The organism is Aeromonas sp. S11(2024) (genome assembly GCF_041402345.1).
GTDB classification, from domain to species: domain Bacteria; phylum Pseudomonadota; class Gammaproteobacteria; order Enterobacterales; family Aeromonadaceae; genus Aeromonas; species Aeromonas veronii.
On sequence record NZ_JBGLRC010000035.1, the window covers coordinates 19397 to 34791 of the forward strand.

Consider the following 15395-nt stretch of genomic DNA (forward strand, 5'->3'; position numbering starts at 1 on the left):
GGTGGTGTCAGCCGCAAGGGGCGAAAAAGCAAAGAGATAAAATAAAGCAAAAGTCCCCTGATTGAAACCTTGGGGGGCTCTGATAGGATGTGAGGCCAAAATCGATTCCAAATGAGGTAGTTAGCGTGGCAAAGCCAGGGGCAACCGGGGTCACCCGCATCATCAACGCAACCGGTTACAGCATGAAGGGGCTCAAGTCAGCCTGGATTAACGAGGCGGCGTTTCGGCAGGAGCTGATGCTGATCCTGTTGCTGATGCCGCTGGCCTTCTGGCTGGGGGATTCTCTCAACCAGATCCTGCTGCTTATCGTCATCAGCTGGCTGGTGGTGATTGTCGAGATCCTCAACTCCGCCATTGAAGCTGTGGTAGACAGGGTTGGCTCCGAACATCACGAGCTCTCCGGTCGCGCCAAGGATCTCGGTTCTGCCGCCGTCTTTATCGCGTTGGCCCTCAATGCCCTGGTGTGGGGCGCGCTGGTAGGCCGCAACCTGTTGGGGTGGTGGTAAGCCATCACGCTGCTTTGAGGTTCTGCTTCATACAAAAGCCCGTCATCACGACGGGCTTTTTGCTGCGCAGATAAGGGTCTATCAGTGGAGGATGCGGGCGCGGATGGTGCCGTTGATCTCCTTGAGCTTGGCGAGCGCCTTCTCGCTGTGCTCGGTCTCCACGTCGATCACCACGTAACCGATATGGCTGCTGGTCTGCAGGTATTGACCGGCGATGTTGATCCCCTCTTCGGCGAAGATCTGGTTGATCTGGTTCATCACGCCCGGCTGGTTGCGGTGAATGTGCAGCAGGCGGCTGGAGCCCTTGTGGCCCGGCAGCGACACTTCCGGGAAGTTGACGGCGGAGAGGGTGGAGCCGTTGTCGGAGTATTTGACCAGCTTGTTGGCCACTTCCAGCCCGATGTTCTCCTGCGCCTCATGGGTGGTGCCACCGATGTGCGGGGTCAGGATGACGTTCTCCAGCCCACGCAGCGGGCTTTGGAACTCCTCGTCATTGGATTTGGGCTCGACCGGGAAGACGTCGATGGCGGCGCCGGCAATATGGCCGCTCTTGATGACGTCAGCCAGCGCATCGATATCCACCACGGTACCGCGGGCGGCGTTGATGAAGATGGCGCCCGGTTTCATCATCCGCAGCTGCTCGGCACCGATCATGTTCTTGGTGGAGGCGGTCTCCGGCACGTGCAGGCTGATGACGTCAGACATATTGAGCAGCTCGACCATGCTCGGCACCTGGATGGCGTTACCCAGCGAGAGCTTGTTCTCGATATCGTAGTAATAAACCTTCATGCCGATGCTCTCGGCGATGATGCCAAGCTGGGTACCGATGTGGCCGTAGCCGATGATGCCAAGCTTCTTGCCGCGCGCTTCCACCGAGCGGTTGGCCAGTTTTTCCCACACGCCGCGATGGCACTTGGCGTTTTTCTCGGGGATGCCGCGCAGCAGCAGCAGGATCTCGCCCAGTACCAGCTCGGCGACCGAACGGGTGTTGGAGAAGGGGGCGTTGAAGACCGGAATACCGCGGAGCTGGGCCGCTTCCAACTCGACCTGGTTGGTACCGATGCAGAAGCAGCCGATGGCGACCAGCTTGTTGGCGGCGTCGAGGACTTTCTCGGTGATCTGGGTGCGGGAGCGCAGCCCGATGAAATGGACGTCGCGGATCTGCTCGATCAGCTCCTCTTCGGAGAGCGAGGTCTTGAGATACTCCACACTGGTGTAACCTGCGGCACGAAAGGTCTCTACGGTGTTGGGGTGAACCCCCTCCAGCAGCAGAACCTTGATTTTATCCTTGTCCAACGAAAACTTGGCAGTCATGACGATCCCTCTGTATGTGCAAACGTAAGTGCAGATTTGGTGTGCGAAGAAAACCGTAAAGTAGCAAAAACGTTTGGGAGAGGGAATATTTGTGACGAAAGTCAAATTCTTTGAAGTTATCAACGAATGTTGTAAACATCCGTATGCAACTTGTTGAGGGATAAATAAAAACGGCGCCATCAGGCGCCGTCATTTATTCACAGTGCAATGTTTGGGTCATATCCCATCCCAGGGCTCAATCAACGCCGCTGCTGCGTCAGAGGTGGCAGAGTGACGCTGGCGTGCGAGGGAGGATGCCGCTGCACTGTGTTGCCGGTGTCGGGATTACTGGGTAATCACGCCGTCCGGCGTACCGATCAGGACAACATCGGCGCCGCGGGCGGCGAACAGGCCGTTGGTGACCACACCAACAATGGCGTTCAGTCGTACTTCCAGCGCCTTGGCGTCGGTAATGGCCATGCCTTTCACATCCAGAATGTGGTTGCCGTTGTCGGTGACGACCCCTTCACGCCACACCGGGTTGCCACCCAGTTTGCGAATTTCGCGGGCCACGTATTCGCGGGCCATCGGGATCACTTCGACCGGCAGCGGGAACTGGCCCAGCACGTCGACGGTCTTGGTGTTGTCGATGATGCAGATGAACTTGTCAGCGACGGCGGCAACGATCTTCTCGCGGGTTAGGGCTGCGCCACCACCCTTGATCATGTCGCGGGTTGCGTTGATCTCGTCGGCGCCATCCACATAGACGGAGAGGGCGTCGATCTCGTTGAGATCATATACGGTGATGCCGAAGCCCTTGAGGCGCTCGGTAGAGGCCACGGAGCTGGATACCGCCCCCTTGATCTCGTCCTTCATGGTCGCCAGCGCGTCGATAAAGTGGTTGACGGTAGAGCCGGTGCCCACCCCGACGATGGTGCCGGGAACCACATACTTGAGCGCAGCCCAACCGGCCGCCTTCTTCATTTCATCTTGAGTCATGATCGTTCCTTAAGAAAAAAGCGGGCGCATTATATCCAACCCGGTACCCCGTCGCGACCTTGTTGCTCACGTTCCTGGGCAAAAAGAGGGACTTTGTAAATCGTTTGCCTGTTTATTCTGCGTTTGCGCGCACAAAGCAGGGACTGCCTGCCAAAAACAGCCTATTCAAAGCGCCAGCAGTGGCTCGGGGTGATGATCTGGGGCAGCGGCACATCCCACTCCTCTTGCGGGACGGCATCTACCTGCTGGCAGTCGTGGGCAATACCGAGTGGCTTGGGGCCCAGTTTGTGCTCATGCCAGATGGCGAGAGTGCGATCGTAGTAGCCGCCCCCCATGCCAAGGCGATTACCTTGAGCATCGAAGGCGACCAGCGGGGTGCAGATAAGATCGAGCGTGCTGTGGGGCACCACCTGCAGGATATCCAGCTCCGGCTCTTCGATTCCGTAGCGGTTGCGCACCATGGGGCTGGTGGCGGTATAGCGCAAAAAGAGCAGGTGACCCGGAGTAAAGGGGTGGAGCACCGGCAGGTAGACCTCTTTGTGCTGGGCCCACAGCCAATGGATGGTGGGCAAGGGGTTGATCTCCCCGTCATTGGCCAGATAGAGGGCAATCCGTTTGGCGGCGAGGATCTCGGGGTGTTGCTTGAACTGGGCCAGCAGCTGTTGGGCCGCCGCTTGCTGCTCGGCCGGACTCAGATTTTTGCGGCGTTGACGAACCAGTTGGCGCAGGGATTGACGTTCGGGTTGGGACTCATGCATGGGGAACCTCTGGTATAGCTGCGCATCGATGGCTTGAACGCGCTCTACCTTAGCACATTCACTCTTGACGTTAAGGGGGACAGGGGAACTCCCGCCCCGGACGGCTGATGCCCGGAACGGTGGGATAAATGCTGGCTGATCCGTTAGTGAGTCAACAAGGGCCAGGGTGTGGCCCCTGTTGATGGCATGTCGGCGCGCCAGACTCTGGTCAGTTACTTGTCAGCCTTGCCGCGCATCTGGTGCTTCACAAACACTGCAATGAGTGCCGCTACCGCGAGTGCCATCGGGTAGAAACTCATGCTCACTACCGACAACGGCGACAGGGCGAAGATGGATCCCAGCAGCAGCGCCTGTGCGCCCCAGGGGATCAGACCCTGTACCACGCAGGAGAAAATATCGAGCATGGAGGCGGCGCGGCGCGGGGTGACACCGTGGTGTTCGGCCAGATCCCGGGCTACCTTGCTGGCGACGATAATAGCCACCGTATTGTTGGCGGTGCAGAGGTTGGTGAGGCTCACCACCCCGGCGATGCCGAGCTCGGCGGCTTTCTCGTTCTGTTCACCATTGTGCTCGCGAGTGAAACGGGCAATCAGGGCGCTGATGCGCTCGCTGATCCATGCCAGTCCACCCTGACGTTCCATCAGGGCGCCGAGACCGCCGATCAGCATGGAGAGCAGGAAGATCTCCTGCATGCCGGTAAAGCCCTGATAGATATCCTTGCTGAACTGACCGATGGCGTAGCCGTTGATCATGCCCACCACTCCGGCGGCCAGAATACCGATCCCCAGCACCACAAACACATTTACTCCGGCGAGTGCCAGCCCCAGGATCAGCAGATAAGGCATCACCTTGAACAGCTCGATGGCGCTGCCGCTGGCAGGGGATTCACCCACTGAGCCCAGGGTCAGATAGAGCAGGATCACCGCGATGGCGGCAGGGGCCGCAATCTTGAAGTTCTCGCGGAACTTGTCCTTCATCTCGCACCCCTGACTGCGGGTTGCTGCTATGGTGGTGTCGGAGATGATGGAGAGGTTATCGCCAAACATGGCGCCGGAGAGAATGGTGCCTGCCATCAGCACAGGATCGATTCCGGCCGCCTGCGCCACGCCCAGCGCGACCGGCGCCACTGCACCTATGGTGCCCATGGAGGTGCCCATAGCGGTAGCAATAAAGGCAGAGATGAGGAACAGCCCGGGCAACAGCGCCCAGCCAGGGATGAGCGACAGGCCCAGCGCCACAGTAGCATCAACCCCGCCGGTGGCCTTGGCCACGCTGGCAAAGGCGCCCGCCAGCAGATAGATAAGGCACATCGCCATGATATTGCTGTGGCCGACCCCCTTGAAGAAGGTCTCCAGATTGCTGTTGAAGCTCTCCTTGCCAAGCATCAGGGCGAGCATCACCGCAGGCAGGGCAGCAACCGGAGCGGGCAGCTGATAGAAGGCGAATTCGACCCCCTGCAGGGTCAGCCAAGTACCGGTACCGATAAAGAGTGCGAGAAAAACCAGAAGTGGCAACAAGGCCCTGGCACTGGGTTGGATCTGGATCATGTGTTCCTCTGAAATTGAACAATGACCTCCTGTCATAAACTGCTTTGTACCTGTATCGGATAGGGATAGGGGGAAAACAGGGCGGGCATCCTGCCGCATTGGGGTGCCCACAGTAGTGAGTCAACCTCGCTTGGTCAAGATAGACGTCCAGATGGATAGGTGTTTTTGTTTGATGATTCTGGTGTTATTGAGATATCCAAAGAATATTCGGAAAAATAAGTTAGCGCTGTTTATTGTTCATTGCTGTTCTGGCGCAGTCCGCGGGTATCTGGGGGTATCGCGTGTCTTTAATAAGGAAAGAGGTAAACGATAAGATCTCTGCATGCCATCTTGGGGATTTCTCCCGCAGCCAAACGTCAGCCGCACCTCTCTCTATCTCTACGTGAGCATGGTACGGATATTTCCAGAACGCGTGGACACAAGATCTTGTCTGTGTGGTTACTGTGTCAGTTTCTCTACCGCCTGAACGGCTGTCGCAATGGCATCCTGTTCCAGCGTCAGCGGAATGTGGCCAATTCCGGGCAGCAGGGTGACAGGCCAGGAGATGCCGAGACGTCTTAACTCAGGTTCAAGTTGATCTGTTTGGAAGGCTTCGTCATTTGCACCCGCGATCACGGCGCAGGGGCGTTGCACATTGCGTAAATTCTGCTGATAGTCGCGCTCTGGCTGAAAGTTCGAGGCAAGGTTGAAGGAGTAAGAGGGGGTCAGCAGGGATTTCGCCTCATCATTGAGGGCAAAGTTCAGCACGGTCAGATGGTTGAGTGCGGAAATATGGAAACCGTTGAGGATGCTCAGGGCGATGAGGCGAGGCAAGCCGACACGCACCCAGCCACCGCTGTTGGGCCGGTAGTTGGCGGCGGTGGGGCCAAGATAGGGGGAGAGCAGCAGATAGCTCTCGAACAGGGTTTGTCGCGTGCTGCCAGCAACGCGCAGCACAAAGCCACCCCCTGACGAGAAGCCGACGAGTGTTGCAGGCTTGGCGGGGGCCACCGACTTGATGAAATCTTCCAGATCGTCTTCAAGCTGGCCGATGTAGGCAATGGTGCCTTTGTCGCCCGATGCGCCATGGCCCCGAATATCGAGGGCGTAGGCGTCATATCCCGCTTGCGAAAAGGCGTTCGCCATCTTGTGCATGCTTTGACTGCTGGCAGAAGAGCCGTGAACCAGTACCACGCTGCCCTTGACCTTGTTGTTCTTCGTATTGCCCTCTGCGCCATAGTGCCGATAGGCCAGCTGCGTGCCGTCACGCGCCGGGTATCTTGAGAGAGGTGGCATGTTGCTCCAGCCACTCCCCTTGAAAGGGTCGTTGATGCTGGCCATCGCCGGTGCCGGACTCGGCCCGCCAAACAGCAGAGCCGCGGCCAGCATGACCAGGGTCAGTGATATCAACCCCACAGCAAACAGCAATCCTGCGCTCATCCTTGCACCTCATTTGATATCGACACGGGCGTTGCCCTGATTTTGCTTATGCTGGCATTTCACTCGTTCGAACCTATCAGATGGCACCCGGTCTGCCAAATGATGGAGTGAGACGATGAAAAACGGCCTGTGACCAAAAGGAAGTTCTTGGCCAGCCAGTGGGCGCTGCCGTTGGCGAGTGCAGCAAGGAGTGGTGGCATCATGGCTTTTCAAACCCGGCGCGGGCTGGTAAAACGGTCTCTTTCCATAATTAAAAGAGATGAGAGGGTGGAGATGGACAATCCGATCCGTGTGGCCGTGATGGGCTGTAATGGTCGTATGGGCAAGGTGCTGCTGGAGGCCATCACCAACACCGATGGCGTGGTGGTCGGGGCTGCGCTGGAGCGGCCGGGCTCGGCGGTGATCGGCCTCGATGCCGGTGAGCTCAATGGGCTGGGCCATCTGGGTGTGGCCATCAGCGATAGTCTGGACAAGGTGTGTGACGAGTTTGATCTCATCATCGACTTCACCCGCCCCGAGGTGACCCTGGCCAATCTGGCCTTTGCGCTGGCCCACCACAAGCAGATGGTGATCGGCACCACCGGTTTTGACGATGCAGGCAAGGCTGCTCTGAAAGAGGCTGGCAAGCAGATCGGTATCGTGTTCGCCTCCAACTACTCGGTCGGGGTCAACCTGGTGTTCAAACTGCTGGAGCAGGCCGCCAAGGTGATGGGGGATTACACCGACATCGAGATCATCGAAGGCCACCATCGCCACAAGGTGGATGCGCCATCCGGTACCGCGCTCTCCATGGGGGAAGTGGTCGCCAAAACGCTGGGCCGGGATCTGAAAGAGTGCGCCGTCTATGGCCGCGAGGGGATCACTGGCGAGCGGGATCGCAACACTATCGGCTTTGCCACCATTCGCGCCGGCGATCTGGTGGGGGAGCATACCGTCATGTTTGCCGATATCGGCGAGCGGGTGGAGATCAGCCACAAGGCCTCCAGCCGCCTGACCTTCGCCAACGGTGCTGTGCGGGCGGGCAAGTGGCTTGGTCAGCAGGGGGCCGGTCTTTATGACATGCAGGATGTGCTCAATCTCAAGTGATGCCTCTGAGCGGCACTTTCGTACTACTGCTACCCCAGTGAAAAACCCCGGCTTGCCGGGGTTTTTGCTGTCAGTCAGCCAGATTTTGTGTAAAAAGACACGCTGCCTGCAATTTTTAACTGAACTCCTTATAAATCACACTATTGCGTTATCCGCCAGATTTTTCCTTCCTGAATGTCATCACCAGGTAACAGATTTGAGCATCTTTATGGCGGATAAAGCCATTTTTTTACACGAACTGGAAAAGACTAAAAATTCAAACACAGAAAAACGTTTTCCATTTTTCATGTTCACTCTTGTCATCGTAAAAGCGTTGAATTTGTCATTAATGTTTTTTGTGTAAAAATAAAAACCATTGTTTTAATTGGTTTTTTTGTTTGTTTTTGTCGTTATCGCTGGCTTGGTGGCATCTTTTGATGGTGGTTTTTCCTTTTCTTTCGCGGGAGGGGGTTGCAAAGCGATTAAGTGCATAGATAATGGGTAATGTTGCTTTTTTATTGAATTTAGATGCATTTCATCTGAGAAAAGACGTTGAAATGCCACTTTTTTTAAGTAGAATGCGCCCAATTTGCCAGAAATCTGCCGGGTTCGAGTCCTGTCCAAGACCGGAACCGAGCCCGCAACACCCAGGTAAATTGCTGAATTTAAAGCTAAATAACTGGAGGTTGTCTTGAATCACACTGCATTGCTAGTGCTGGAAGATGGAACTGTGTTCAAAGGCGTGTCGATAGGCGCCGAGGGATGTTCCGTTGGTGAAGTGGTTTTCAATACGTCGATGACGGGCTATCAGGAAATCCTCACCGATCCCTCTTATTCCCGTCAGATCGTCACCCTCACTTACCCCCATATAGGCAACACCGGCACCAACAGCGAAGATGAAGAGTCCAGTCAGATCCATGCTCAGGGATTGATCATCCGGGACCTTCCGATACTTGCCTCCAATTTCCGCAATCAGCAATCCCTCTCCGAATACCTCAAGTCTCACAACATCGTTGGCATCGCCGACATCGACACCCGCAAACTGACCCGCATCCTGCGCGAGAAAGGCGCTCAGGCTGGCTGCATTCTGGCCGGGAAACAGGTCGATGAAGCCTATGCCCTCGAACAGGCCCGCGCCTTCCCCGGTCTGAAGGGGATGGATCTGGCCAAAGAGGTGACGGTTGGTGAGGCGTACAACTGGACCGAAGGGAGCTGGCAGCTTGGCAAGGGGCACGTCACCCCGGATGCCGACCAGCTGAAATACCACGTGGTAGCCTATGACTTTGGCGTCAAGCGCAACATCCTGCGGATGCTGGTTGACCGTGGCTGCCGCCTGACCGTGGTGCCTGCCAAGACCCCGGCCGCCGAGGTACTGGCGATGAACCCGGATGGCATCTTCCTCTCCAACGGCCCCGGCGACCCCGAGCCGTGCGACTACGCCATCGAGGCCATCAAGGCTTTCCTTAATACCAACACGCCGGTATTCGGCATCTGTCTGGGTCACCAGCTGCTGGGTCTGGCCTCCGGTGCCAAGACCGTCAAGATGAAGTTTGGCCACCACGGCGCCAACCATCCGGTGAAGAGCCTCGATGACAACACCGTCATGATCACCGCTCAGAACCACGGCTTTGCGGTAGACGAGAACAGCCTGCCGGATTGCCTGCGCGCCACCCACGTCTCCCTGTTCGATGGTTCCCTGCAAGGTATCCATCGCACCGACCGTCCGGCCTTCAGCTTCCAGGGGCACCCCGAAGCGAGCCCGGGCCCGCACGACTGTGCCGGTCTTTTTGACCACTTTATTGAATTGATTAAGCAGTATCGCGCCTAAGAAATAGAGGAAAGAGTTTCATGCCAAAACGTAATGACCTTCAGAGCATCCTGATCCTCGGCGCCGGCCCCATCGTCATCGGCCAAGCCTGCGAATTTGACTACTCCGGCGCCCAGGCGTGCAAAGCCCTGCGCGAGGAGGGCTACCGCGTCATTCTGGTCAACTCCAACCCGGCCACCATCATGACCGACCCGGAGATGGCAGACGCCACCTACATCGAGCCCATCACCTGGGAAATGGTGCGCGAAATCATCAAGAAAGAGCGCCCGGACGCCATCCTGCCCACCATGGGCGGCCAGACTGCGCTTAACTGCGCACTGGCGCTGGAGAAGCATGGCGTGCTGGCCGAGTTCGGTGTCGAGATGATCGGTGCCACCGCCGACGCCATCGACAAGGCCGAAGATCGCTCCCGCTTTGACAAGGCGATGCGCAGCATTGGCCTCGAGTGCCCGCGTGCCGGCATCGCCCACAACATGGAAGAGGCGTGGGGCGTGCAGCAGATGGTCGGCTTCCCCTGTATCATCCGTCCCTCCTTTACCATGGGCGGCTCGGGTGGCGGCATCGCCTACAACACCGAAGAGTTCGTCGAGATCTGCGAGCGCGGTCTGGACTTGTCGCCGACCAAAGAGCTGCTCATCGACGAGTCGCTGATCGGCTGGAAAGAGTACGAGATGGAAGTGGTGCGGGATCGCAACGACAACTGCATCATCGTCTGCGCCATCGAAAACTTCGACCCCATGGGTATCCACACCGGTGACTCCATCACGGTCGCGCCAGCCCAGACGCTGACCGACAAGGAGTACCAGCTGATGCGCAACGCCTCCATGGCGGTGCTGCGCGAGATCGGCGTCGAGACCGGCGGCTCCAACGTCCAGTTCGGTATCAACCCGAAAGATGGTCGCATGGTCATCATCGAGATGAACCCGCGGGTGTCGCGCTCCTCCGCGCTGGCCTCCAAGGCGACCGGTTTCCCCATCGCCAAGATCGCCGCCAAGCTCGCCATCGGTTACACCCTAGACGAGCTGATGAACGACATCACCGGCGGTCGCACTCCGGCCTCCTTCGAGCCGGCCATCGACTACGTGGTCACCAAGGTGCCGCGCTTCAACTTCGAAAAATTCGCCGGTGCCAACGACCGTCTGACGACCCAGATGAAGTCGGTCGGTGAAGTGATGGCCATCGGCCGCAACTTCCAGGAGTCCCTGCACAAGGCCCTGCGCAGCCTCGAGACCGGCAAAACCGGCTTCGACCCCATGGTTGACCTCAATGCCCCGGACTCCCTGACCCGCATCCGTCACGAGCTGCAGGATGCAGGTAGCGACCGTATCTTCTACATCGCCGATGCGTTCCGCGCCGGTCTCTCCATGGATGGCATCTTCAAGCTGACCAAGATTGACCCCTGGTTCCTGGTACAGATTGAAGATCTGGTGAAGCTGGAAGAAGAGGTGAAAGAGCGCGGCATGGCCGGTCTCGATGCCGACTTCCTGCGTGCCCTCAAGCGCAAAGGCTTTGCCGATGCCCGTCTGGCCAAGATCCTCGGCGTGGCCGAAGGGGAAGTGCGCAAACTGCGCGCCCGCCACAACATCTTCCCGGTCTACAAGCGGGTCGATACCTGCGCCGCCGAGTTCGCCACCAACACCGCCTACATGTACTCCAGCTATGACGAGGAGTGCGAAGCGGCCCCGAGCAACCGCGACAAGATCATGATCATCGGCGGCGGCCCGAACCGTATCGGTCAGGGTATCGAGTTTGACTACTGCTGTGTGCACGCGGCGCTGGCCCTGCGCGAAGATGGTTACGAGACCATCATGGTCAACTGCAACCCGGAGACCGTCTCCACCGATTACGACACTTCGGATCGTCTCTACTTCGAGCCGGTGACCCTGGAAGATGTGCTGGAAATCGTGCGCATCGAAAAACCCAAGGGCGTCATCGTTCAGTACGGTGGCCAGACCCCGCTGAAACTGGCCCGTGCACTGGAAGCCAACGGCGTGCCGATCATCGGTACCAGCCCGGATGCCATCGACCGCGCCGAAGACCGCGAGCGCTTCCAGTCTGCTGTCGAGCGCCTCGGCCTCAAGCAGCCGGAAAACGGCACCGTCACCGCGCTGGAGCAGGCCGTGCTGCTGGCCGAGCGCATTACCTACCCGCTGGTGGTTCGCCCCTCCTACGTGCTGGGTGGCCGCGCCATGGAAATCGTCTATGACGAGCAGGATCTGCGTCGCTACTTCGCCGAGGCGGTGAGCGTCTCCAACGAATCGCCGGTACTGCTGGACCGCTTCCTGGACGATGCGACCGAGCTGGACGTGGATGCCATCTGCGACGGCACCGATGTGGTCATCGGCGGCATCATGGAGCACATCGAGCAGGCCGGTATTCACTCCGGTGACTCCGGTTGCTCCCTGCCTCCCTATACATTGTCCAAGAAAATTCAGGACGAGATCCGCGAGCAGGTGCGCAAGCTGGCGCTGGAGCTCGGCGTTATCGGCCTGATGAACGTGCAGTTCGCGGTCAAGGGCGATGACATCTACCTCATCGAGGTGAACCCGCGTGCCGCCCGTACCGTGCCGTTTGTCTCCAAGGCGACCGGTGCTCCGCTGGCCAAGATTGCCGCCCGTGTGATGGCCGGTCAGTCGCTGCAAGAACAGGGCTTCACCAAAGAGATCATCCCGCCCTACTACTCGGTGAAAGAGGTGGTACTGCCGTTTGCCAAGTTCCCGGGGGTTGACCCGCTGCTGGGGCCAGAGATGCGTTCTACCGGTGAGGTTATGGGGGTGGGCAGCAGCTTTGCCGAGGCCTATGCCAAGGCGCAGCTGGGTGCCAACCACGCCGTACCGAAAGAGGGTCGTGCCCTCTTGTCAGTGCGTCACAGCGACAAGGCGCAGGTGGTTGACTTGGCTGCCAAGCTGCTGGAGCTGGGCTACGAGCTGGATGCCACTCACGGCACCGCGGTCGCGCTGGGTGAGGCGAGCATCAACCCGCGCCTGGTCAACAAGGTGCACGAAGGTCGCCCGCACATTCTCGACCGCATCAAGAATGGCGAGTACACCTACATCGTCAACACCGCCGAAGGGCGGGTGGCGATCCAGGACTCCAAGCAGCTGCGTCGCGCCGCCTTGCAGAACAAGGTGGCGTATACCACCACCATGAATGAGGCGTTTGCCACCTGCATGGCCATCAGCGTGGATGCCACCGCCAATGTCAACTCGGTGCAGGAGCTGCACCAGAAGGTGAAAAACCGCTAAGCGTTTGCAGCGGGCATCAGCCCGACTTGCCAGACGACCAACCCCCGCCAGCGATGGCGGGGGTTTCTTTTTATCTGTCGCTCACCGTACGGTTCTGGCCGGGTGAGCCATTGAGGAAGGTCATGAGTTCCGCATCGCAGACAACGGATGGCGCGTGGGGTGGCAAAAGCTGGCAAGGGGAGGGGATGCTGCGAGCGCGGGTTTCAACTGCGGCAGGCAATCCTCTACAATGGCCCCACTTTGCTTGTCAGTGCAGTGCCAGCGGCGCTGCCTGTAGGGCCTACAAAAAATGGACATGCTTATGACCGCTTTGCCTTCCTGTCGTCTTCTTGCCTTCTGCTCTGCCTTGTTGCTGGCCGGTTGTGCCAGTGATCCCGCCTCCGCGCCCACCAAAGAGGCGAGCGTGAGTAACCCCAAAACGCCGCCTGCCATGCAGCCGCGCAAACCGGCGGATATGAAGAGCCGCATCGTGCGTTTCTTGCCCCGTCAGGTGCCGGACAAACAGGGGTGGGCCAACGACGTGGTGACAGCGCTCACCACCCAGGGGGTGACGGTCAATGATCACAATGTCTGTAGCGTGCTGGCGGTGGCGGAGCAGGAAGCCACTTATCAGGCCGACCCCGTGGTGCCGGGCCTTGGCAAGATCGCCTGGAAAGAGATCAACTCACGGGCCGCCAAGCTGCTGATCCCCGAATTTATGGTGCGGGCCGCGCTCTCCATCAACTCGCCCACCGGCAAGAGCTACGCCGAGCGGATCGACAAGTTGCGTACCGAGCGGGAGATGAGTGAAATCTTCGAAGATATGATCAGCATGCTGCCGATGGGCAAGACGCTGTTTGGCAACCTCAACCCGGTGCATACCGGTGGCCCGATGCAGGTGAGCATCGCCTTTGCCGAGGCCAACGCCCGTGGCTACCCCTATCCAATCAAGGACTCCATTCGCCACGAAGTCTTTACCCGTCGCGGCGGCATCTGGTTTGGCACCAAGCATATCTTCGGTTATCCCGTCGACTACCCGGATACCCTCTACCGTTTTGCCGACTTCAACGCCGGCTGGTACGCCAGCCGCAATGCCGCTTTTCAGGCCGCCGTCAGCCGCCTGAGTGGCAAAACTCTGGCGCTGGACGGGGATCTGATCCGCTATGACTCGGATCTACCGGGCAACACCGAGCTGGCCGTCTACACCCTCGCCAACCGGGTCAATATGAGCAAACAGGCGATCCACCAGAGCCTGCGCAAAGGGGATACCGCCGAATTTGCCGAGACTGATCTCTACCATCGCATCTTTACCCTGGCCGACAAGCAAGCGGGCAAGCGACTGCCCCGCGCCATCCTGCCCGGCATACAGCTAAAGAGCCCAAAAATCACCCGCAACCTCACCACCGCCTGGTTTGCCAAGCGGGTGGATGACAGAGAGCAGCGCTGCGTGCGGCAGATGGCGACGATTCGGTAAGAAGCATCAAGGGCGGCCAATTGGCCTGTTTCTTATACAAAAATCCCCAAGCATCGCTTGGGGATTTTTTTGAACATCTCTCCCATTCTGTGATCTGAACCTTTCATCGCTCTCTTCCCTGGTTCTAACATGCCCTTCACTCAACCGGCGCACTGGACGCTGACACAGTTTGGCAACGCCAACCTCAACGACCCAAGACGCACCAGAAGGCAGGTGGCCCTCGCCACTGCCCTTGCTCACCAACCATGAGATTGTGTGTCACACCTTCCCCTCTCACCTGCTGATATGGAGGGCGCATACCGCTTCATTCGCAGCCCACATGTCAGTGCCGAGGCCATTGCCAACGCCGGCTTTGCCGTCACCGCCGCCCATGCCAGAGACCATTCCCTCTTGTTGGCGCTGGAAGACACCACGGCCCTTACCTTCAATCATGCCAGTGTCAGAGACGAGTAGGGCCACACCAACCAGGGCAGCAGTCGCGCCCTGCAGGCTCACTCCGTGCTGCTGTTCGCGCCGCACGAGCGCAAGGTGGTGGGCTTGGCCGCCCAGCAAATCTGGACCCGCGATGTCAGCAAACGAGGACAGCGTGCCTAATATGCGACCCGCCCCTATCAGGAGAAAGAGAGCTACAAGTGGGAGCAAACCGCCAAGACACTCTCCACCCGGCTTGGCAGCGCCATGGCCAACGTCATTACGAGCGGCGCTGGCTCATCGAGGATTACCACAAGGTCTGGAAGAGTGCAGGCACGCGGGTCGAGGCGTTGAGGATGCAGAGCCGGGAGAACCTGACGCGTATGAGCGTCATCCTGGCCTTTCTCGCGGTGCGGTTGCTGCAGTTGCGATTTATCAAAGAGGAGTCTGCCGCGCAGGGAGAGAGCTACCAAGGGCTGCTGGACACAAAGAGCTGGAAGCTGCTGTGGTTGAAGATGGAGAAGAGGGCCCTGCCAAATGAAGCCCCCGATATGGCGTGGGCGTACAAGAGCCTAGCGATACTGGGGGGCTGGAAGGACACCAAGCGCACGGGGCGAGCCTCGATAGCGGTGTTATGGGAGGGCTGGTTTAGGTTACAGACCCTCCTTGAAGGCTATGAACTGGCGCTGTCTCTTGAGCGTCAACAGTTGTGATCAAGAGACAGCCGCAAGGTGGCATTTTTTATGGCTATGTCCAAATGACGTGTTGCATGGGGCGCCCCAGCGCCTCATGCAAACATGCTTTGATATTTACGCCTTTTCCGTAACGCTCCAGCATCCTGCGCCAACCCAGGTAGTTCTTCAGGTAGTGC

10 protein-coding genes and 2 pseudogenes are annotated in these 15395 nt (G+C 58.5%); 6 read left to right on the plus strand and 6 right to left on the minus strand.

The window, feature by feature from the left end:
• The first annotated feature begins 125 nt into the window (after positions 1–125).
• On the plus strand, positions 126–506 hold the full coding sequence (locus ACB040_RS19170) for a diacylglycerol kinase (protein WP_005337641.1): 381 nt from the start codon (positions 126–128) through the stop codon (positions 504–506).
• An 81-nt stretch (positions 507–587) separates the two neighbouring features.
• Here the strand turns inward: ACB040_RS19170 and serA are convergent, their stop codons facing one another.
• The 5 genes from serA to ACB040_RS19195 form a co-directional block, all read right to left on the minus strand.
• Entirely contained in the window at positions 588–1820 is a 1233-nt protein-coding gene (gene serA / locus ACB040_RS19175) for a phosphoglycerate dehydrogenase (RefSeq protein ID WP_338771782.1), read from the minus strand.
• Positions 1821–2144: 324 nt separating this feature from the next.
• Complete coding sequence (gene rpiA / locus ACB040_RS19180; protein ID WP_005353106.1) at positions 2145–2798, minus strand: ribose-5-phosphate isomerase RpiA; 654 nt, start codon at positions 2796–2798, stop codon at positions 2145–2147.
• A gap of 161 nt (positions 2799–2959) precedes the next feature.
• Positions 2960–3556, minus strand: coding sequence for a 5-formyltetrahydrofolate cyclo-ligase (locus ACB040_RS19185; RefSeq protein WP_005337635.1), 597 nt, complete (start codon positions 3554–3556; stop codon positions 2960–2962).
• Between the two features lie 212 nt (positions 3557–3768).
• Positions 3769–5103: a Na+/H+ antiporter NhaC family protein gene (locus ACB040_RS19190; RefSeq protein ID WP_279488014.1), complete on the minus strand. Its 1335-nt coding sequence runs from the start codon at positions 5101–5103 to the stop codon at positions 3769–3771.
• 438 nt (positions 5104–5541) lie between these two features.
• Positions 5542–6522 carry an alpha/beta fold hydrolase gene (locus ACB040_RS19195; RefSeq protein ID WP_323914116.1) on the minus strand — a complete coding sequence of 327 codons (981 nt, stop codon included), beginning with the start codon at positions 6520–6522 and terminating at the stop codon, positions 5542–5544.
• A 273-nt stretch (positions 6523–6795) separates the two neighbouring features.
• Between ACB040_RS19195 and dapB the strand changes: the two genes are divergently transcribed.
• The 5 genes and pseudogenes from dapB to ACB040_RS19220 all read left to right on the plus strand — a co-directional run bounded on the left by dapB (position 6796) and on the right by ACB040_RS19220 (position 15237).
• Positions 6796–7608, plus strand: coding sequence for a 4-hydroxy-tetrahydrodipicolinate reductase (dapB, locus tag ACB040_RS19200; protein ID WP_100653417.1), 813 nt, complete (start codon positions 6796–6798; stop codon positions 7606–7608).
• Positions 7609–8278: 670 nt separating this feature from the next.
• Positions 8279–9415 carry a glutamine-hydrolyzing carbamoyl-phosphate synthase small subunit gene (gene carA, locus ACB040_RS19205; RefSeq protein WP_005337628.1) on the plus strand — a complete coding sequence of 379 codons (1137 nt, stop codon included), beginning with the start codon at positions 8279–8281 and terminating at the stop codon, positions 9413–9415.
• 20 nt (positions 9416–9435) lie between these two features.
• A complete protein-coding gene (gene carB, locus ACB040_RS19210; RefSeq protein ID WP_371156100.1) occupies positions 9436–12660 on the plus strand; it encodes a carbamoyl-phosphate synthase large subunit in 3225 nt (1074 codons plus the stop codon).
• A gap of 301 nt (positions 12661–12961) precedes the next feature.
• Positions 12962–14113, plus strand: a complete 1152-nt coding sequence (locus tag ACB040_RS19215) for a DUF1615 domain-containing protein (protein ID WP_110302381.1) — start codon at positions 12962–12964, stop codon at positions 14111–14113.
• A gap of 129 nt (positions 14114–14242) precedes the next feature.
• Positions 14243–15237: pseudogene (locus ACB040_RS19220) on the plus strand (IS4 family transposase).
• 34 nt (positions 15238–15271) lie between these two features.
• On the opposite strand, the pseudogene ACB040_RS19225 reads toward ACB040_RS19220, so the two are convergent.
• A pseudogene (locus ACB040_RS19225) lies at positions 15272–15395 on the minus strand (IS1595 family transposase); the annotation flags it as partial.